This is a genomic window from Roseateles hydrophilus (assembly GCF_026712245.1).
GTDB lineage: Bacteria > Pseudomonadota > Gammaproteobacteria > Burkholderiales > Burkholderiaceae_C > Pelomonas > Pelomonas hydrophilus.
Map to the genome: position 1 here is coordinate 79,858 of NZ_JAPPUY010000006.1, position 18,428 is coordinate 98,285.

An 18,428-nucleotide genomic window follows, 5' to 3' on the forward strand; every position below is an offset into this window, starting at 1 on the left:
CAGCCTTCGCGAAAAACATGGCTCTGATCGTCCATAAGTACGGCGGCACCTCGATGGGGTCCACCGATCGCATCCGCAACGTCGCCAAGCGCGTCGCCAAATGGGTGCGTGCAGGCCACCAGATGGTGGTTGTGCCCTCGGCCATGAGCGGCGAGACCAACCGCCTGCTGGGCCTGGCCAAGGAGTTGTCGCCCGCGAGCAGCAGCGCCGAAGTCAACCGTGAGTTGGACATGATCGCTGCCACCGGCGAGCAGGTCTCGGTGGGGCTGCTGGCCATTGCGTTGCAGGCTGAGGGCGTGCAGGCCGTCAGCTACACGGGCTGGCAGGTGCCGGTGGCGACGGACTCGTCCTACACCAAGGCCCGCATCGAAAGCATCGACGACCAGCGCGTGCGCGCCGACCTGGCGGCAGGCAAGGTGGTCGTCATCGCGGGCTTCCAGGGCATCGACGCCGACAACAACATCACCACGCTGGGCCGCGGCGGCTCCGACACCTCGGCCGTGGCGATCGCCGCCGCCATGAAGGCCGATGAGTGCCTGATCTACACCGACGTGGACGGCGTCTACACGACCGACCCGCGTATCGTCCCTGAGGCGCGCCGCCTGCACACCATCAGCTTCGAAGAGATGCTGGAAATGGCGTCGCTGGGCTCCAAGATCCTGCAGATCCGCTCGGTGGAATTCGCCGGCAAGTACCGCGTTCCGCTGCGCGTGCTGTCCAGCTTCACGCCGTGGGACATCGACATCAACGAGGAAGCCAAGTCCGGCACCCTGATCAGTTTTGAAGAGGACGAAAAAATGGAACAAGCCGTCGTGTCGGGCATCGCCTTCAACCGTGATGAGGCCAAGGTGACGCTGCTGGGCGTGCCGGACAAGCCCGGTATCGCCTTCCAGATCCTGGGCCCCGTGGCCGAGGCCAACATCGACATCGACGTCATCATCCAGAACGTCTCCCACGACGGCAAGACCGACTTCTCCTTCACCGTGCACCGCAACGACTACGCGCGCACGATGGAACTGCTGCAAGGCACCGTGGGCCCCGCCACCAACGCGGCCAAGGTCGTTGGCGACCCCAAGATCTGCAAGGTCTCCATCGTCGGCATTGGCATGCGTTCGCACGTGGGCGTGGCCAGCAAGATGTTCCGCGCGCTGAGCGAAGAGGGCATCAACATCCAGATGATCTCCACCAGCGAGATCAAGACCAGCGTCGTCATCGACGAGAAGTACATGGAGCTCGCCGTGCGCGCGCTGCACAAGGCCTTCGATCTGGACCAGGACAGCGCCGAGGCCTGACTTTTTTCAAGGCGAGCCCGCAATCCTGATATAGAATGCAGGGCTTCGCTGGAGTCGTGACCGAGTGGCCGAAGGTGCTCCCCTGCTAAGGGAGTATGTGGGCAAAACCTGCATCGAGGGTTCGAATCCCTCCGACTCCGCCAAAACTTCAAAGCCCGTCCTCGCGACGGGCTTTGTCTTTTCCGGGCGGCGTTTTCTGTCTGGCCTCAGGCGTAGCGCGTCGCGCGGTCGCCGCGCACAAAGGCCCACAGCTGCAGGCCCAGATGCTGCGCGGTCGCGATGGCGAGGCTGCTCGGGGCCGATGTGCACGCCAGCAGCCCGATGCCCGACATCGCGGCCTTATGTACCAGCTCGAGGCTGGCGCGACTGGACATCAGCACGAAGCCGTTTTGCGCGCGTTCGCCGCGCCGGGCCAGGGCGCCGCACAGCTTGTCCAGCGCGTTGTGCCGGCCGACGTCCTCGCGGGCCAACACCAGTTCGCCGTCTGGCCGGCACCACGCGGCCGCATGCAGGCCGCCGCAGCGCGCGTTCAGGGGTTGAGCCGCCGGCAGGGCGGTCGCGGCGCGTGCGAGGGCGTCGCTGGCCAGTTCGGGTGGGGTGACCGGCCCGGGGTGCACGGCAGTCAGCTGCGCCAGGCTCTCGATGCCGCACAGCCCACAGCCGGTGCGGCCCGCCAGGGTGCGGCGGCGCTGTTTCAGGCGCTGCTCGCACGCGCCTGTCACGGTCATCGCCAGCTCGAGGCCCTCCGGGTGGGCGCTGACCTCCACGTCCAGCAACTCATGGCGCGACGCGAACCAGCCCTCGGCAATGCCGAAGCCCAGCGCGAAGTCCTCGAGGTCGGCCGGTGTGGCGAGCATGATGGCCTGCGAGATGCCGTTGATCGTCAGCGCCACCGGCATTTCCACCGCCACCTCTTCGTCGGCCGCAGCGCCGGCAGGGCGCAGGCGAAGCAGGGCGGGGGTGTGCATGGCTGCCATGATAGGAGGCCGGCTGCGCTGCGATGATGGCTGCGCCCATCGCTCTGACTGCCCCATACCGTGTACCTGCCCCAGCACTTCGCCTCGGCCGATCTCGATCACGCGCTGCGCCTCGTCGCGGAGCACCCGCTGGCGCTCATCGTCGGCCCGGATGCGGCGGGCGAGAGCTTTGGCAGCCATGTGCCGCTGGTGGCCGTGCCTGCCGGCGACGGCCTGGTGCTGGAGGGCCACATGGCGCGTGCCAACCCGCACTGGGGCTGGCTGTCGCAGCAGCGCTCGCTGCTCGCCGTGTTCAGCGGCCCGAGCGCCTATGGGAGCCCGAGCCACTACGACAGCCTGCAGAACGTGCCGACCTGGAACTACGCGGCGCTGCATGCTTACGGCGACATCGAGCTGATCGACGGCGCCGCCGCCAAGGACGCGCTGCTGAAGCGGCTGATCGCCCGCTTCGAGCCTGACTACGCCGAGCAGTGGCGGGGCCTGCCCGAGGCCTACCAGCACAAGCTGCTGGGGGCCATCGTGGGCTTTCGTGTTCGCGTGACGCGCTGGGAGCTGAAGCTGAAGATGAGCCAGAACCGTGCGGCCACGGAGCGTGCGCGCATCCGCGACGCGCTGGGCGCGTCGGCGTCGGCGGACGACCGGCGGGTCGCCGAGTGGATGGCGCGGCTGGCGGGCTGATCCGGCGGCTGCCGGGGGAATAGTGCCTGGCAATCGCTCAAGCGCGTGATCAGGTCCCGCGGCGTCCGCGCGCTACCGTGCGTTGGCCATCCGGCCGCACGAACGAGAACGCGAATGAACGAGACCAACCGTCCGCAGCCTCTGCGCTGCCGCACTCTGGCGCTGGCCGCCGCGCTGATGCTGGCGCTGCCGGCGCCGCAGGCCCTGACCGATGCAGTGACCGCCGTGCCGACGACCAGGCTGGCGGACAACGGCCCGCGCTGGGGCTTCGAGCTGGCGAAGCGCACGCCCGACCCGGCCGTGCGCTTCGGGCGCCTGCCCAACGGGCTGCGCTACGCCATCCAGCACAACGAGACGCCCAAGGACGGTGTGGCCATGCGCATGCGCATCGGCTCCGGCTCGCTGCAGGAGCGCGACGAGGAGCGCGGCCTGTCCCACTTCCTGGAGCACATGGCCTTCCGAGGCAGTGCCAACGTGCCTGACGGTGAGGTCGTGCGCCGGCTGGAGCGCCAGGGTCTGCGCTTCGGGGCGGACACGAATGCCTCCACGGGGCTGGACCAGACCCTCTACCACTTCAACTTCCCCAAGGCGGATGCCGCTGCGCTGGACACGGGGCTGATGCTGTTCCGCGAGATCGGTGACCGGCTGACGCTGGCCCCGCAGCTCATCGAGCAGGAGAAGGGCGTCATCCTGTCCGAGGAGCGCTTGCGCGACGGGGCGACGCAGCGCGCCGGCATCGCGCAATTGCAGCAGCAGCTGGCAGGCACGCGGGTGTTGCAGCGCCTGCCCATCGGCCTGACCGAAACCATCCAGGCCGCCACGGCCGAGCGGCTGCGTCGCTACTACCGTGCCAATTACCGGCCCGACAACACCACGCTCATCGTCGTCGGCAACATCGATGTCGACGCCGTGGAGCGCCAGATCCGCGAGCGCTTTGCCGACTGGCGCAACGACACACCAGCCGATGCGCCCGACCTGGGCGTGGCCCGACCGACGCAGCCCGTCGTCGAGTACATCGCGCCGGATGCGCCGAGTGTGCTCACGCTGGCCTGGTTGCAGCCGGTGGACCTGCGGCCGCACACGCCGTCGGTGTCGCGCGAGTTCCTTGTCCAGGACCTCGCCGTCAGCGCGCTCAACCAGCGACTGGGGGATCGCGCGCAGCAGCCGGGCAGCCCCTTGCTTGGCGCTTTGGCCGGCGTGCGGGCATCCGTCTACGGCGTGGCCGGGCTGGCCCAGCTGGTGGTGCAGGCGCAGCCGGGGCGCTGGACCGATGCACTGGATGCAGTGGTGGCCGAACTGCGGCAACTGCTGGTGCATGGCGTGACCCAGGATGACCTGCAGCGCCTGCTGCCGGGCATGCGCAGCAAGATGCAGCGCCGGCTGACCCAGGAGTCCACGCGGCCGCATGCGGAGATTGCGGACCGGTTGGTCAACGCTGTGCACCCGCATGCGCCCCACCTGAACGCACAGCAGGCACTGACCGAAGCCGAGCCCTTGCTGGCCGCGGTGCAGCCCGAGGAACTGACCGCTGTGCTGCGCCGCCGCTTCGGCGACAGCCGGCCGCTGCTGTTCCGCAGCGACAAGTCCGGTGCCTTCGGTGTGGAGAAGGTGACTCAGGAACTGGTGCATGCGATGACCCGGCCGCTCGCCGAGCGGGTGGCCGTGGCTGCCGCCGACTGGCCCTACACGGACTTCGGTGCGCCCAGCGCCATCGTGAGCCGCACGCAGGACGCCGAGCTCGGCACGACGCACGTCCAGTTCGCCAACGGCACGCGGCTGGTCGTCAAGCCCACCTCGATGCAGAAGGACCAGGTGAATGTGCGGGTGCTGCTGGGGCAGGGGCGTGCCGGCATCGCATCCGGTGATGCGCATGCCATCTGGGCGCTGGGGCTGGCCATCGCGCAGGGTGGGACCGTGCAGCGTTCTGCCGCCGAGATTGCGCAGTGGCGGCAGCGCAGTGGCAAGCGCTTCAGTGTCGGCGCCGGGACGGACTTGCATGCGTTCACGCTGTCGGGCACGACCCGCCCGGCTGATCTGCTCGACCAACTGCAAGTGCTGGCAGCCCATGCCCGCGATCCCGGCTTCCGCCCCGAGTTCGGCGAGAAGCTTGCTGCGCAGGGCGGCTCGCAGGTGGCGGCGCTGGAGCGGCAGCCCACCGCCGTTCATGCGCATGAGGTCGAGCGCGTCATGGAGCGTCGCGACGCGCGCCTGCGGCTTCGGCCCAGCGCCGACGACGTGAGCGCCACGCGGGCTGCCGATCTGCCCGCGCTGCTGAAGCCGGCGCTGGCCGGCGCGGCGGACGTCGTCATCGTCGGTGATGTGACGGCGGAAGCCGCCATCGCTGCGGTACAGGCCACCTTCGGGGCGGGCGACGAGCGGCCGCGGCCGCCGCGTGCCGTGTTGAAGGTCGAGCCGGTGCTGGGGGGCGGTGCGCCGCATGTGGTGCACCACCGTGGCCGCGCGGACCAGGCCGTGCTGGGCTGGTCCTGGGCCATGCCTGATCATTGGGAAGACCCTGCATTGGCCTACACAGGGCGCGTTGCCAGTTCGCTGCTGCGGGCCCGTCTGGATGAGACCGTGCGTGCTCAGATGGGCCTCACCTACTCGCCGCTCACCACGGCACTCGCATCCCAGGACGTGCAGGGCTTGGGTCGGTTCACCATCAGCATCGAGACGCCGCCGGAAAAGTTCGACGCCGTTCGCGCCTTGTTGCACGCGCAGCTGCGCGCGCTGGCCGACCAGCCCGTCAGCGCGGACGAACTGCAACGCGCGCTGCAGCCCCGTCTGGAGAGCGCGCTGAAAGAGCCCGAGAACCCGTTCTACTGGGTCAGCTGGCTGTCGCGCATCCAGGCGGATCCGCGCATGAAGGCCGCGATGCGGGACGACGTGGCCGGCCTGCGCGCCGTCACGGCGGCCGGCGTGCAGGCCTACTTCCGCGATCACATTGCCGCGCGTGCGCCGGTCGAGGTGGTGGCCCGCGCCAAGGAGCCCTGAGGTCGCGGCGCTGACCCGTCACGCCCGACAGGCGCCGCCGCCGGCCCGGCTGCGGCGCCTTTGCGATGCTTACATCCCCGCGTAGTTCGGCCCGCCGCCGCCCTCGGGCGTGACCCAGACGATGTTCTGCGTCGGGTCCTTGATGTCGCAGGTCTTGCAGTGCACGCAGTTCTGCGCGTTGATCTGCAGGCGCTCGCCGCTGCCGCCTTCGTTGGGCACGTACTCGTACACGCCGGCGGGGCAGTAGCGGCTCTCCGGGCCGGCGAACTTCGCGAGGTTGATCTGCACTGGCACCGTCGCGCTCTTCAGCGTCAGGTGGGCGGGCTGGTTTTCCTCGTGGTTGGTGTTGGAGATGAACACCGACGACAGGCGGTCGAAGCTCAGCTTGCCGTCCGGCTTGGGATAGGCAATGGGCTGGCACTCGGCAGCGGGGCGCAGCGCCTGGTGGTCGGCCTTGTGGTTGTGCAGTGTCCACGGCGGCGTGGCGACGCCCAGCTTGGGCAGCAGCCACTGCTCGATGCCGGTCATCAGCTTGCCCACCGTCTGGCCCTTCTTGAACCAGAGCTTGAAGTTGCGGGTCTGCTGCAGCTCCTCGTTCAACCAGCTCTTCTCGAAGGCCTCGGGGTAGGCCGTCAGCTCGTCCTGCGCGCGGCCCGCGTCCAGCGCGGGGGCGATGGCTTCGGCGGCCAGCATGCCGCTCTTGATGGCCGCGTGGCTGCCCTTGATGCGGGCGGCGTTCAGGTAGCCGGCATCGCAGCCGACCAGGCAGCCGCCGGGGAACACGGTCTTGGGCAGGGCCTGCGGCGTGCCGTTGTTGATGGCGCGGGCGCCGTAGCCGATGCGCTTGCCGCCTTCGATGTGGGCGCGGATGGCCGGGTGGGTCTTCCAGCGCTGCATCTCCTCGAAGGGGCTCAGGTAGGGGTTGTCGTAGTCCAGGCCGATGACGAAGCCCAGCGTGACCTTGTTGTCGGCCAGGTGGTACAGGAAGCCGCCGCCGAAGGTGTCGCCCTCCATCGGCCAGCCGGCCGTGTGCACGACCTTGCCGGGCTGCGCCTTGGTCGAAGGGATCTCCCACAGCTCCTTGATGCCGATGGCGAAGGTCTGCGTGTCCTTGCCGGCGGTCAAGTCGTACTTGGCCAGCAGCTGCTTGCCCAGGTGGCCGCGCGCGCCTTCGGCGAAGACGGTGTACTTGCCCAACAGTTCCATGCCGAGCTGGAAGTTGTCGCCGGGCTCACCTTCCTTGGTGATGCCCATGTTGCCCGTGGCCACACCCTTCACGCGGCCCTGCTCGTCGTAGACCACCTCGGCCGCAGCGAAGCCGGGGAAGATCTCGATACCCAGGCTTTCCGCCTGCTGGGCCAGCCACTTGACGACGTCCGACAGGCTGATCACGTAGCAGCCGTCGTTGTGGAAGTTGCGCGGCACCAGGGCGTCGGGCGTGCGGGTGCTGCCGGTCTCGCTGAGGAACAGCACGTCGTCGCCTGTCACGGCCTGGTGCAGCGGGGCGCCGAGTTCCTGCCAGTTCGGGAACAGCTCGGTGATGGCGCGCGGGTCCATCACGGCGCCGGACAGGATGTGGGCGCCGGGCTCCGAGCCCTTTTCCAGCACGACGATGTTGGCGTCGGGCTTGATCTGCTTGAGGCGGATGGCGGTGGCCAGGCCGGCCGGGCCGCCACCGACGACGACAACGTCGTACTCCATGGACTCGCGCGGGCCGAACTGGGCGAGGATTTCTTCTGAGGTCATGCCGAGTCTCCGGACTTTGAATTGGGCGCGATTCTAAGGAGGTGGAATTGAAAATAGAACGATCGTGCTTTTCTAGTGGCCAATCTCTAGACCGGTAGGATGGCCGCAGCTCACTCACAAGGCAGTCTCATGAGTTACTCCATCAACCTCGAAGGCCGCGTGGCCCTCGTCACCGGGGCGTCCAGCGGGCTGGGCGCGCAGTTCGCGCGCACGCTGTCGCAGGCGGGCGCCTGCGTCGTGCTGGCCGGCCGCCGCATCGAACGGCTGAAGGACCTGCGCGCCGAGATCGAAGGCAACGGCGGCGACGCCCACGTCGTGCAGCTGGACGTCACCGACGTCGCCAGCATCAAGGCCGCCGTGGCGCATGCCGAGACTGAGGTGGGCACGCTGGACATCCTCATCAACAACTCCGGCGTCAGCACCACGCAGCGCCTGACCGACGTCACCGAGAACGACTACGACTACGTGATGGACACCAACACGCGCGGCGCGTTCTTCGTCGCGCAGGAGGTGGGCAAGCGCATGTTGGCGCGCGCACGCGGCGCGGCGCCGGGCTCGTTCGTCGGCGGGCGCATCGTCAACGTGGCATCCATGGCGGGGCTGCGCGTGCTGGGCCAGATCGGCGTCTACGCGATGAGCAAGGCCGCGGTCATCCACATGACCCGCGCCATGGCGCTGGAGTGGGGCAAGTACGGCATCAACGTGAATGCGATCTGCCCCGGCTACATCGACACCGAGATCAACCACCACCACTGGAGCACCGAGCAGGGCAGGAAGCTCATCGACCTGCTGCCGCGCAAGCGCGTGGGCCAGCCGCAGGACCTGGACACGGCACTGCTGATGCTGTGCGCCAACGAGAGCCATTTCATCAATGGCGCGGTCATCCAGGCTGACGACGGATTTGGTGTCTGATGCTCAAGCGAGACCTGACCCCACTCGAAGCCCGCGTCCTCGCCGTCCTTGTCGAGAAGGAATCCACCGTGCCGGACAGCTACCCGCTGTCGGCCAACGCGCTGACCGCGGGTTGCAACCAGAAGACGGCACGCGACCCGGTCATGGATGTGTCCGAGGCCGAGGTGCTGGCCACCGTCGAAGAACTGAAGTCGCTGAGCCTGGTCAACGCGGTCAGCGGCAGCCGCGTCGTGCGCTACGAGCACAACTTCGCGCGTGGCGTCGGCGTGCCCGGCGCCGCGATGGCGCTGCTGACGCAGCTGATGCTGCGCGGCCCGCAGACGGCGGCCGAGCTGCGCCAGAACACCGAGCGGCTGCACCGCTTTGCCGACGTGTCGTCGGTGGAAGGCTTCCTGGAAGAGCTGGCCGAACGCGAGCCGCCGCTCGCCATCAAGCTGCCGAAGGCACCGGGCGCGCGCGAGGCGCGCTGGGCGCAGCTGCTGTGCGGGCCGGTCGCGTCCGTCGAGCAGGCTGTTGCCGCGGCCATGCCGCGCGACGAGGAAGTGGCGCTGCAGAAGGTGGAGATCGCCGCGCTGCGCGCCGAGGTCGCGTCGCTGCGCCAGCTCGTCCACCGCATGGCCGCCGAACTCGGCATCGAACCATGAGATACACCGTCCCGGCGGCCAAGAAGCTGACCTTCGAGTTGCGCATCCAGATGCGCTGGGGCGACATGGACGCGATGGGCCATGTCAACAACACGGTGTACTTTCGCTATCTGGAGATGGCGCGCGTGGACTGGCTGACCAGCATCGGCACGCCGCCCAACCCGGGCGGGCAGGGGCCGGTCATCGTCAACGCGTTCTGCAACTTCTACCGGCAGCTCAAGTGCCCGGGCGAGGTGCTGGCGAAGCACTACGTCAGCGACCCGGGTCGCACCAGCTTCGAGACCTGGATCACGCTGGAGCGCGTTGACGAGCCCGGTGTCATCTATGCCGAGGGCGGGGCGACGACGCTCTGGTTCGACGCGCAGACCGACAAGGCCATCGCGCTGCCGGACCGGGTGCGCGAACTCGTCAGCTGAGCGGCGTGTGGACCGGCTGCAGGCCATGGGCATCTTCGTCGCCGTGGTGGACCACGGCGGCTTCGCCAGCGCGGCGCGCCAGCTGGCGCTGTCGCCGCCCGTCGTCACGCGCGCCGTGGCCGACCTGGAGCAGCACCTCGGCCAGCGGCTGCTGACGCGCACCACCCGCGTCGTGCGCGTGACCGAGGCGGGCGAGCGCTACGCCGCCGAGTGCCGGCGCATCCTGGCCGACATCGCCCGCGCCGAGGCCGAGGCCGGCGCGCAGAACCTGCAGCCGCGCGGCACGCTGAGCCTGACGGCGCCCGTGCTGTTCGGCCAGTACTACGTGACGCCGGTGCTGGTGGACTACCTGAAGCGCCACCCGGCGGTGGACGCGCAGTGCGTGTTCGTCGACCGCATCGTCAACCTCGTCGAGGAGGGGCTGGATGTGGCCGTGCGCATCGGCGAGTTGCCCGATTCGTCGCTGCAGGCGCGACGCGTGGGCCAGGTGCGGCGCGTCGTCGTCGCATCGCCGGCCTATCTGCAGGCGCATGGCGAACCGGCCACGCCGGCCGAACTGGATGGGCACCGGCTGATCGCCTCCACCGGCGCCAACCCGGCGCCGGAATGGCGCTTTGCCGGTCCGCGCGGCAAGCCGGTGGTGCAGCGCATTGCGGCGCGGCTGCGCACGACGACCGTGGGCGCCGCCATCACCGCGGCCGAGGCGGGCCTGGGGCTGACGCGGCTGCTGAGCTACCAGGCTGCGCCGCTGCTGCGCGACGGCCGGCTGGTGCGCGTGTTGCAGGGCTTCGAGCCCGCGCCGCTGCCCATCCACCTCGTGCACCACGAGGGCCGGCACGCGACGCCCAAGTTGCGCGCGTTCATCGAGCTGGCGGCGGAACGCTTCAGCGCTGATCCGGAGCTGCGGTAGACCACGAGCCGGTGGCCAGGCTGCGCGGCGACCAGCTCTTGAAGTCGAACCCCAGCGGCAGCGCGTCGCGCAGCCACAGCCCCTCGTCCAGCTCGAAACGCCAGGCGCGCTCGGCGCCGTCCAGCCGCTCGACGTCGGGGCCGTCGAACACCAGTTCGACGCGGCCGGTCAGGCTCAGCAGGTCGCCGCGCTCGAAGTCGATGAACAGCAGGCCGGCGCGCGGGTGGCTGACGAAGTTGCCCAGCGTCATGAAGAACAGGTTGCCGCTGAAGTCGGGCACCAGCAGCCGGCCCGGGCCGTCCACGCGCACGAAGCCGGCGCGGCCGCCGCGGTGCGACACGTCGCTGCGGCCATGCGCATGGCTGGCGACGAACAAGGTGTCGGCCCCCGTGATCAGCGCCTGCGCCTCGGCGTCCAGCGCCGTCAGCGGCTGCACGGCGCGGGGCTGCTGGTCGGCCGGGTCGCGGCGCCAGCGCAGCTCGCGCTGCTGGATGTACTGCGGGCAGTTGCCGGTCGTCTCTTCCACGTCCAGCAGCCAGCCGCTGGCGTCGACACGGGCCACATGGCCGTTGACGCGGTTGCGCCGGCGCGTCGGCAGCTCGATGCCCAGCAGGCCCAGTGCCGCGCCGGGCGCGAGGTGGCGGGCCAGCGGGTCGCCGGGCATGGGCAGGGCCGTGCTGGCGAGGTGCCGCGCGTCCGGCGAGCCGAGGAAGCCCGGCTCGCCCACCAGCAGCGAGGCCCAGGGGCGCAGCGCGGCGTCCACCGAGCCGACGAGCACGAAGGGCAGCTGCGCGTAGAACTGGCGGTGCTGGTCGGGCATGTGGTCGCGGATGACGCGCGAGCCGATCTCGCCCATGCGCTGGCCAATGCCCAGCCGCTCGTGCATGGCCCGCTCGCCGGCGTGGAAGCCCGGCATGGCTCAGGCCGCCCTCAGGCCCACGGGGCTCTGCGCAAAGGGCACGAAGCCGGGCAGCGCCTCGATGCGGGCCAGCCAGCCGCGCAGCGCTGGATAGCCGGCCAGGTCGACATTGCCTTCCGGCGCGTTGGCGATGTAGCTGTAGGCCGCCACGTCGGCGAAGCTGGGGCGCTCGCCGATGAGGAAGGGGCGGCGCTGCAGTTCGCTCTCGACGACGGCCAGCAGCGCATGGGCGCGCGGGATGACCTCGTCCGGGTTGAAGCGGGCGGCCACGACGTGGATGAGCCGCGCCGCCGACACGCCGTAGGCAATGGGGCCGGCCGCGGCCGACAGCCAGGCCTGCACGCGGGCGCGGCCCACGGCGTCGCGCGGAATCCAGTGGCCGTCGGTGTCGTAGCGCTCGGCCAGGTAGACCAGGATGGCGCCGCTGTCCGGCACGATGACCCCGTCGTCGTCCAGCACGGGGATCTGGCCGAACGGGTTCATCGCGATGAACGCGGGTGTCTTGTGCGCGCGGCTGGCGAGGTCGACGTGGATCAGCTCGTGCGGCAGGCCCAGCAGGCTCAGTGCCAGCTGGGCGCGGTGGGCGTGGCCGGAGATGGGGTGGTGATACAGCTTGATCGGGCGGCGCGTTGTCATTGCGGGGCAGGGCCGTGAAGTGAGGCCTTCACTGTGCCCAGCCTGCCCCGGCGCGTGAATCCGCGCCGGCCGAAAGTCAGTCTTTCGGCGGCTGCAACAACGCCGCTGCGATCAGCGGAACGTGTACTTCGCGCTCACGTAGCCGTAGCGGCCGCGCGGGTCGGTGTAGCTCGGGTCGTAGCCGCTCAGGAAGAACCAGGCCTGCTGCGAGAACGGCGGCGCCTTGTCGAAGAGGTTCTGCACGCCGGCGCGCACGGTCAGCGACTTGGTGGCCTCCCAGGCGGCCGACAGGTTCCACAGCGAATAGGCGCCGACCTTGCGGTCGGGCTTGCCGATGATGTGGTGGTCGTCGTAGCCCGACAGGAAGTTGTTGGACATCGAGGCCGAGAACGGGCCGTGCGCCCAGTCCACGCTGACCGTGTGGCGCCAGCGCTGCACGACGCCATCGTTGACGAAGCGGCCGAGGTTGCTGACGTACGGGTCGCCGTTGCCGGTCTGCTGCTGCGACTTCAGCGTCAGCGTGCCGTTGAGCTTGAGGCCGAACTCACCGAAGCCGGTCTTCAGGCCGCTGAGGCTGATGCCCAGATCCAGCCCGGAGATGCGCTGCTTGCCCCGGTTCTCCTTGATGAGGTCGATGGCGCAGATGCTGTAGTCATCGGGGTCGTAGCCGTCGACGCAGTCGGCCGGCAGGTTGGCGGTGTCGTAGTAGCGGTGCACCAGCGCGCCGTACTTCGTGGGGTTGGACAGGATGACGTCCACCCCCAGTGTGCTGATCAGGTTGCTCTTCTGGATGTACCAGTAGTCCGCGTTCAGCGTGACCCCGCGGCTGGGCTCGAACACGACGCCGGCCGAGAACTGGTTGGACTTCTCGGGCTTGAGCTTGGGGTTGCTGTAGTGCAGCGTGGTCCAGAGGTCGGCGCAGTCGGTGACGGTGTTGTCCGGGTCGTCGGCCAGGCACAGCGGGTCGGTCACGGTGGCGGACTCGCCTTGCGTCAGCGGCCGGTACAGGTCGGTCAGGCTGGGCGCGCGGAAGCCCTTGCCCACGGAGGCGCGCAGCAGCAGCAGCGGGCTGGGCACGTACTTCAGCCCGAGCTTGGGGCTGGCTGCGCCGCCGCTGACTTGGTAGTGCTCGTAGCGCAGCGCCGCCTGCAGCTCCAGCTGCTTGGTGATGGGCGCGCTGACCTCGGCGAAGGCAGCGCTGACTTTGCGCGAGCGGCTGAAGTCGGTGTCCGGGCCTTGCGAGGATTCGCCCAGGATCTCGTCGTTCTTCAGCGCGTCGGACTGGCGGTAGTTCTGCTTCTCACGGCGCAGTTCGCCGCCGAGGGCCAGCGCCAGTTCGCCGCCGGGCAACTGGGCCAGGCCACGGGACATGCGGAAGTCCAGGCTGTCCATCGTGCCGGTGGCGCGGCGCACCTCGCCGCGGATCTGCGCCTCCTCGTACAGCTTGAGCCCGGCTGCCGACGAAGGGCCGAAGGCGTTCAGCGTGCCGGCCGCAAAGCCGTCCATGATCTTCTGCTCGTCGAGGTAGCCCTGGTGGTCACGATCGGAGACCTTGCTGGTGCTGCGGTTCAGCGCCCATTCGTAGTCCCAGCCCGCCAGCAGGCCGTTGGCGCCCAGCACATAGCGGTTGGTCGACGACACGAGCTCGCTGGTGCGCAGGCCGGCCTCCTGCAGTCGGGTGCGGACGACGATGATGCGGCGCTCGTCGTTGGCGGGGAAAGCGGCGATGCCGGTGCCTTTGAGGGCCGGCACCAGCGACACGTCCATCTCGGCGTTGACGCGGTTGGGCGTGCCGGTGTAGTAGGTGCGGGAGCGGGCCAGCGAGGCCTCAACAAACAGCTGGTGGCCGCCACCCAGGTTGAACGAGCCGCGGCCGAACAGGCTGCTCTTGTTGGACTTCGGGTACAGCTCGATGTCGCGCATGTAGTCGAAGGTGCAGCCGTCCACACCGCCGATGCCGGCTGGCAGGTACAGCGTGGCCGGCGGGTTGCAGCCGGTGGCTGCAGCGGGGTTGATCGTGTACTCGCTGATCACGTCCTTGCCGTTCGCCTTGAAGCCCTCGGCGATCAGCAGGTCGCGCTGCTCGGAGCCTGGCAGGTTCTGGTCGAGCAGGATGTTGCCGGGGAAGCCGGCGCTGGAGAGCAGGTCGGGCAGCCGTCCGGGGATGTCCAGCTCCTTGATGAACTTGCGTTGCGAGGCGTTCAGGCTGCTGGTGCGCTGCACGTCCAGCACGCCCATGATGTTGAAGCCGTCGCGGCCGTAGTCGCCAAAGCCCCCGGCCAGCGTCGCCGAGCGCTTGCCACCGCCGCCTTCCGAGGTCTTGCCGGCCAGCACATTGATGTCGACGCCAGCGAAGTCCTTGCGCGTGATGAAGTTGATGACGCCGCCGATGGCGTCCGAGCCGTAGAGCGACGAGGCGCCGTCCAGCAGCACCTCGACGCGCTGGATGGCCGCGGCGGGGATGCTGTTCAGGTCCACGCCGGCGGCGTCACCGGGCGACGCGAAGTTGGCCATGCGCCGGCCGTTCAGCAGCACCAGCGTGGACGACACGCCCAGGCCGCGCAGGTTGGCGGCGTTCAGGCCCATCTGGTCGCGGAAGCCGCCGAAGGCGACGCTGCCGCCGTCGGTCAGGTTGTTCGCACCGGCGCTCAGCCGCGCAATGATCTCGGCCGCCGTCGTCACGCCGGCCTTGTCGATCTCGTCCCGCGTGATGACCTGCACCGGCAGTGCCGTCTCGCCCTCAATGCGCTTGATGGCGGTGCCGGTGACCTCGACGCGCTGCAGCTGCGATTGAGACTGCGCCATCTGGGACAGAACCAGCAGCGCCACGGCGGCGGCGAGGCGGGAAGGGCGGGGTGCGTTCATCGGGTGGACTCCTCGGCAAGGTGTTTGTCCAGTCTATGCACGGTGCCGGCAGTGCCAGCCTCCCCAGGATGCCAAACGTCTCTTGCACGCCACGGCCGCGTTGGCGTTTTGGGGGACAGGAGCTGCCACAAGGCTCTGTCATGATCCGCGTCCTGGACCAAGGAGGGTTGCGCGCATGAGGGCATGGATAGCGGCGGGTTGGGCAATGGTGGTGATGACGGCCGCAAGCGCGCAGACGGCCGTGCAGGCAGCGGCCGAGGCGCCCGCTGCGGTGACGGTGGCCCAGGCGGCGCGCACGCAGCGCGCCACGGCGGCGCCGCCGCGCGCGGCGCAGCCGGCCCGGGCGACGCCGGCGTCCGCTCCCGCGCCTTCGTCCGCCCTGGCGCCGCTGCCGGCGCCGGTCGACACCGAACCTCCCATCCGTGGCTACGCGGTGCCCATCGGCGGCGCGCTGAAGGCCGACAACGACGAGGTCTGGCAGCGCATCGTGCAGCTGGCCGGTGGCAAGGGGGCGCGCTTCGTCGTGTTCGGCACGGCCAGCGAGGACCCCGAGGCCAGCGCCAAGCAGGTGGTGGATCTGCTGCAGCGCCGCGGTGCCGTGGCCGAGGCGCTGCCGGTGGCGCCCAAGTTCCTGTGGGTGGACCTGAACAAGGTGGTGCGTGACCCCGCGCTGATCGCCAAGGTCAAGGCCGCCAAGGGCATCTTCTTCACCGGCGGCGTGCAGGAGCGCATCGTCGACGTGCTGCAGCCCGGCGGCCAGAGCACGCCCATGCTGGAGGCCATCTGGGACGTCTACCGCAAGGGCGGCGTCGTGGCCGGCACCTCGGCCGGCGCGGCCATCATGAGCACCATCATGTTCCGCGACGCGCCCAGCGTGATGAATGTGCTGAAGGGCCGCTTTGCCGATGGCAAGCAGGTGGACCGCGGCCTGGGCTTCGTCGGACCGCACCTGTTCGTGGACCAGCACTTCCTGAAGCGCGGCCGCTTCGGCCGCATGATCCCGCTGATGATGGCCAAGGGCTACAAGCTGGGCCTGGGCGTGGACGAGAACACGGCGGCCATCATCCGCGGCGACGAGATCGAGGTCATCGGCGACCGGGGCTGCCTCATCGTGGACCTGACCGAGGCTGGCAGCGATCCCAGCCTGGGCGCCTTCAACGTGCAGGGCGCGCGGCTGTCCTACCTGGAGCACGGTGACCGGTACCACATGCGCGCGCGCTCGACGACGCCCTCGGCCCCCAAGCTGCGCGGCGAGCAGCACGATGCCGAGTCGCCCAGCTTCAAGCCCTATTACACGGACGACGTGTTCCACCTGGACATGCTGGGCGACTCCACCATCTCCAACGCGATGAGCCGCCTCATCGACAGCGTGCGCAAGGAGGTCAAGGGCCTGGCCTTCGATGTGCTGCCGCGCACCAACGACCCGCTGGCGGAGCTGGGTTTCCTGTTCCGCATCTACAAGGGCTCGGACTCGCTGGGCTGGAGCACCGAGGAGTTCGGCGGCGAGCAGTTCACGGTGACCAATCTCTACCTGGACATCAGCCCCGTGCGCCTGCCCATGCCGCTGTACGGTGGGTGGAGCGGGCCGGCCAAGGCCGCAGCGCCAGCCTCGGCGCCGGCGGGCGGGCCACCTCAGTAGCACGCGTTCGCGACGCCACCGCTGCGGGCTTGACCCATTGCCGGCGCGGGCCGGGCCCTGCCACCATGTCGTTTTGATGAATCTGTGCCCGCACGGCTGACGTGCCGGGCCCGCTTGCTGATCTTGCACACCTCTTCCCAAGCCGGCACGGTCGTCGTCATCGGCGGCGCGCTGCGCGCCGGCAGCGACGCTGTCTGGCAGCGCCTCGTCGACGAGGCGGGCGGCCCTGGCGCGCCCATCGCCGTGTTTCCGACGGCTGCCTACGAGCCCGAGCGCATCGCCGAGCAAATCGTCGCGGCGTTGGCCCGTTGCGGTGCGCGGCCCGAGGTCATTCCGGTCGCGCCCCACCTGGCGGGCGTGGACTTGCAGGCGCGCCTGCACGACCCCGCGCTGATCGCCCGCGTGGCCGCCAGCCGCGCGGTGTTCTTCTCCGGCGGCGCGCAGGAGTACATCGTCGACACCCTGCAGCCGCAGGGCCAGGCCACGCCCATGCTGCAGGCGGTGCAGGCGGTGTTCGCCGCCGGCGGCGTGGTGGCCGGCACCAGCGCGGGCGCGGCGGTGATGAGCCAGTGGATGTTCCGCGACGCCATGGACAACCTCGCCGTACTGCGGGGGCGTTGGCGTGCCGGTCAGGAGTACGACCGCGGCCTGGGCCTGCTGCCGCCCGGGCTGCTGGTGGACCAGCACTTCCTGAAGCGCGGCCGTATTGGGCGCATGTTGCCGGCGCTGCAGGCGCTGGGCTGCCGGCTCGGGCTGGGCGTGGACGAGGATGCGGCCGTGGTGGTTCGCGGCTCGGTGCTGGAGGTGATCGGCGGCAGCGGCGCGGTGCTGGTGGACATGGGCGAGGCCACGTGTGACGCCACGTTGCCGGCGTTCAACCTGCGGGGTGCGCGGCTGTCCTACCTGGGGGCCGGGGACTGCCACGATCTGACCAGCGGCGTCACCACGCCGGCCTCGCGCAAGCGCTGCCAGCCACGCATCGCGCCGCAGGAGTCGCACTTCGCGCCGCGCCTGGGCAGCGGGCGCTATTTCCTCGACTTCCTTGGCGATGGTTGCCTGCGCGAGGCGCTGGTGCAACTGCTGGACGGCCCGGCGGCGCGCGTCGGCGGGCTGGCGTTCCGCGCCGACGCGCGGCCCGACGAGCCGCAGGCCGACATCGGCTTCGAGTTCTGGCTTCACCGCGCGCCGGGCCTGGTCGGCTGGCGCGATGGCGGTGCCGGTGGGGACGACTACACCGTGCTGAACGCCCGGCTGGATGTGATGCCGGTGCGCGTGGCCAGTCCGCTGTTCCAGCCGCTGGGACCCGGCGCTGCGCCCGTGGTGCAATCGGCCGGACCCTCAACACCCCCCTGAGGCAAGGAGACAAGCCCATGAAGATCGCCATCTTGGCCACGGCCAGCCTGATGATGGCCGCGAGCGCGGCGCAGGCCACCGACATCGGCGTGTCGGTGCAGATCGGCCAGCCCGGGTTCTACGGCCGCATCGACATCGGCAGCGCCAGCCCGCCGCCGGTGGTGGTGCGCGAGCCCGTCTGGGTGCAGCGCCGGCCCATCCATGTGGAGCCCGTCTACATGCGCATCCCGCCGGGCCACCAGAAGAACTGGGCCAAGCACTGCGCCCGCTACAACGCCTGCGGCACGCCGGTCTATTTCGTGCGTGAGGACTGGTACCAGGAGCGCTACGAGCGTCCGCAGCACGAGCGTGGTGCAGGCGACGGCCATGACAAGGGCAAGCACGGCAAGGGCCATGGCAACGGCCACGGCAAAGGCAAGGATCGCGATTGAGCGCGGCCACAATCGT

Annotated in this window: 15 protein-coding genes and 1 tRNA gene; 11 read left to right on the forward strand and 5 right to left on the reverse strand. The window is 69.7% G+C overall.

The features are described from left to right. Positions 1–17 precede the first annotated feature (17 nt). Entirely contained in the window at positions 18–1,292 is a 1,275-nt protein-coding gene (locus NYO99_RS20030) for an aspartate kinase (protein ID WP_268169069.1), read from the forward strand. Positions 1,293–1,342: 50 nt separating this feature from the next. Beyond that, positions 1,343–1,435 (forward strand) — tRNA-Ser (locus NYO99_RS20035). 63 nt (positions 1,436–1,498) lie between these two features. Here NYO99_RS20035 and fdhD read toward each other — a convergent pair. Beyond that, positions 1,499–2,260: a formate dehydrogenase accessory sulfurtransferase FdhD gene (fdhD, locus tag NYO99_RS20040; RefSeq protein ID WP_268169070.1), complete on the reverse strand. Its 762-nt coding sequence runs from the start codon at positions 2,258–2,260 to the stop codon at positions 1,499–1,501. Between the two features lie 69 nt (positions 2,261–2,329). Between fdhD and NYO99_RS20045 the strand changes: the two genes are divergently transcribed. Both NYO99_RS20045 and NYO99_RS20050 read left to right on the forward strand, forming a co-directional pair. Continuing rightward, positions 2,330–2,947, forward strand: a complete 618-nt coding sequence (locus tag NYO99_RS20045) for an FMN-binding negative transcriptional regulator (RefSeq protein WP_268169071.1) — start codon at positions 2,330–2,332, stop codon at positions 2,945–2,947. Between the two features lie 114 nt (positions 2,948–3,061). Beyond that, positions 3,062–5,941, forward strand: a complete 2,880-nt coding sequence (locus tag NYO99_RS20050) for a M16 family metallopeptidase (RefSeq protein WP_268169072.1) — start codon at positions 3,062–3,064, stop codon at positions 5,939–5,941. A gap of 69 nt (positions 5,942–6,010) precedes the next feature. Here NYO99_RS20050 and NYO99_RS20055 read toward each other — a convergent pair whose 3' ends face one another. Continuing rightward, positions 6,011–7,687, reverse strand: a complete 1,677-nt coding sequence (locus NYO99_RS20055; RefSeq protein WP_268169073.1) for an electron transfer flavoprotein-ubiquinone oxidoreductase — start codon at positions 7,685–7,687, stop codon at positions 6,011–6,013. A gap of 129 nt (positions 7,688–7,816) precedes the next feature. Here NYO99_RS20055 and NYO99_RS20060 point away from each other — a divergent pair, with 129 nt between their 5' ends. Genes NYO99_RS20060 through NYO99_RS20075 form a run of 4 tightly spaced genes read left to right on the forward strand, consistent with a single transcriptional unit; the run spans position 7,817 to position 10,569 of the window. Continuing rightward, complete coding sequence (locus tag NYO99_RS20060) at positions 7,817–8,599, forward strand: SDR family oxidoreductase (protein ID WP_268169074.1); 783 nt, start codon at positions 7,817–7,819, stop codon at positions 8,597–8,599. Continuing rightward, on the forward strand, positions 8,599–9,243 hold the full coding sequence (locus NYO99_RS20065; protein WP_268169075.1) for a YceH family protein: 645 nt from the start codon (positions 8,599–8,601) through the stop codon (positions 9,241–9,243). The genes NYO99_RS20060 and NYO99_RS20065 overlap by 1 nt, the downstream gene beginning before the upstream one ends. Next, on the forward strand, positions 9,240–9,659 hold the full coding sequence (locus NYO99_RS20070; RefSeq protein WP_268169076.1) for an acyl-CoA thioesterase: 420 nt from the start codon (positions 9,240–9,242) through the stop codon (positions 9,657–9,659). The genes NYO99_RS20065 and NYO99_RS20070 overlap by 4 nt, the downstream gene beginning before the upstream one ends. 7 nt (positions 9,660–9,666) lie before the next feature. Continuing rightward, the gene (locus NYO99_RS20075) at positions 9,667–10,569 is read left to right on the forward strand and encodes a LysR substrate-binding domain-containing protein (RefSeq protein ID WP_268169077.1); all 903 of its coding nucleotides are present in this window, start codon (positions 9,667–9,669) and stop codon (positions 10,567–10,569) included. On the opposite strand, the gene NYO99_RS20080 is transcribed toward NYO99_RS20075, so the two are convergent. The 3 genes from NYO99_RS20080 to NYO99_RS20090 all read right to left on the reverse strand — a co-directional run bounded on the left by NYO99_RS20080 (position 10,544) and on the right by NYO99_RS20090 (position 14,989). Continuing rightward, positions 10,544–11,485, reverse strand: a complete 942-nt coding sequence (locus NYO99_RS20080) for a pyridoxamine 5'-phosphate oxidase family protein (protein ID WP_268169078.1) — start codon at positions 11,483–11,485, stop codon at positions 10,544–10,546. The two genes, NYO99_RS20075 and NYO99_RS20080, sit on opposite strands and share 26 nt — an antisense overlap. 3 nt (positions 11,486–11,488) lie before the next feature. Continuing rightward, positions 11,489–12,106, reverse strand: coding sequence for a glutathione S-transferase family protein (locus tag NYO99_RS20085; RefSeq protein WP_268169216.1), 618 nt, complete (start codon positions 12,104–12,106; stop codon positions 11,489–11,491). Between the two features lie 129 nt (positions 12,107–12,235). After that, positions 12,236–14,989 (reverse strand): TonB-dependent receptor, encoded by a 2,754-nt coding sequence (locus NYO99_RS20090; protein ID WP_268169079.1) that lies wholly within the window; start codon positions 14,987–14,989, stop codon positions 12,236–12,238. A gap of 214 nt (positions 14,990–15,203) precedes the next feature. On the opposite strand from NYO99_RS20090, the gene NYO99_RS20095 reads away from it, so the two are divergent. From NYO99_RS20095 to NYO99_RS20105, 3 genes are all read left to right on the forward strand, one after another. Then, positions 15,204–16,628 carry a cyanophycinase gene (locus NYO99_RS20095; protein WP_268169080.1) on the forward strand — a complete coding sequence of 475 codons (1,425 nt, stop codon included), beginning with the start codon at positions 15,204–15,206 and terminating at the stop codon, positions 16,626–16,628. 123 nt (positions 16,629–16,751) lie between these two features. Continuing rightward, the gene (locus NYO99_RS20100) at positions 16,752–17,981 is read left to right on the forward strand and encodes a cyanophycinase (RefSeq protein ID WP_268169081.1); all 1,230 of its coding nucleotides are present in this window, start codon (positions 16,752–16,754) and stop codon (positions 17,979–17,981) included. A 17-nt stretch (positions 17,982–17,998) separates the two neighbouring features. Beyond that, the gene (locus tag NYO99_RS20105) at positions 17,999–18,412 is read left to right on the forward strand and encodes a hypothetical protein (protein ID WP_268169082.1); all 414 of its coding nucleotides are present in this window, start codon (positions 17,999–18,001) and stop codon (positions 18,410–18,412) included. Positions 18,413–18,428: the final 16 nt, after the last annotated feature.

What these genes read in the sequence shown, in the direction of transcription:
- NYO99_RS20030 (WP_268169069.1), top strand. Translation starts at nt 18, where the DNA reads ATGGCTCTGATCGTCCATAAGTACGGCGGCACCTCGATGGGGTCCACC.
- fdhD (WP_268169070.1), bottom strand. Translation starts at nt 2,260, where the DNA reads ATGCACACCCCCGCCCTGCTTCGCCTGCGCCCTGCCGGCGCTGCGGCC.
- NYO99_RS20050 (WP_268169072.1), top strand. Translation starts at nt 3,062, where the DNA reads ATGAACGAGACCAACCGTCCGCAGCCTCTGCGCTGCCGCACTCTGGCG.
- NYO99_RS20055 (WP_268169073.1), bottom strand. Translation starts at nt 7,687, where the DNA reads ATGACCTCAGAAGAAATCCTCGCCCAGTTCGGCCCGCGCGAGTCCATG.
- NYO99_RS20060 (WP_268169074.1), top strand. Translation starts at nt 7,817, where the DNA reads ATGAGTTACTCCATCAACCTCGAAGGCCGCGTGGCCCTCGTCACCGGG.
- NYO99_RS20065 (WP_268169075.1), top strand. Translation starts at nt 8,599, where the DNA reads ATGCTCAAGCGAGACCTGACCCCACTCGAAGCCCGCGTCCTCGCCGTC.
- NYO99_RS20070 (WP_268169076.1), top strand. Translation starts at nt 9,240, where the DNA reads ATGAGATACACCGTCCCGGCGGCCAAGAAGCTGACCTTCGAGTTGCGC.
- NYO99_RS20080 (WP_268169078.1), bottom strand. Translation starts at nt 11,485, where the DNA reads ATGCCGGGCTTCCACGCCGGCGAGCGGGCCATGCACGAGCGGCTGGGC.
- NYO99_RS20090 (WP_268169079.1), bottom strand. Translation starts at nt 14,989, where the DNA reads ATGAACGCACCCCGCCCTTCCCGCCTCGCCGCCGCCGTGGCGCTGCTG.
- NYO99_RS20095 (WP_268169080.1), top strand. Translation starts at nt 15,204, where the DNA reads ATGACGGCCGCAAGCGCGCAGACGGCCGTGCAGGCAGCGGCCGAGGCG.
- NYO99_RS20105 (WP_268169082.1), top strand. Translation starts at nt 17,999, where the DNA reads ATGAAGATCGCCATCTTGGCCACGGCCAGCCTGATGATGGCCGCGAGC.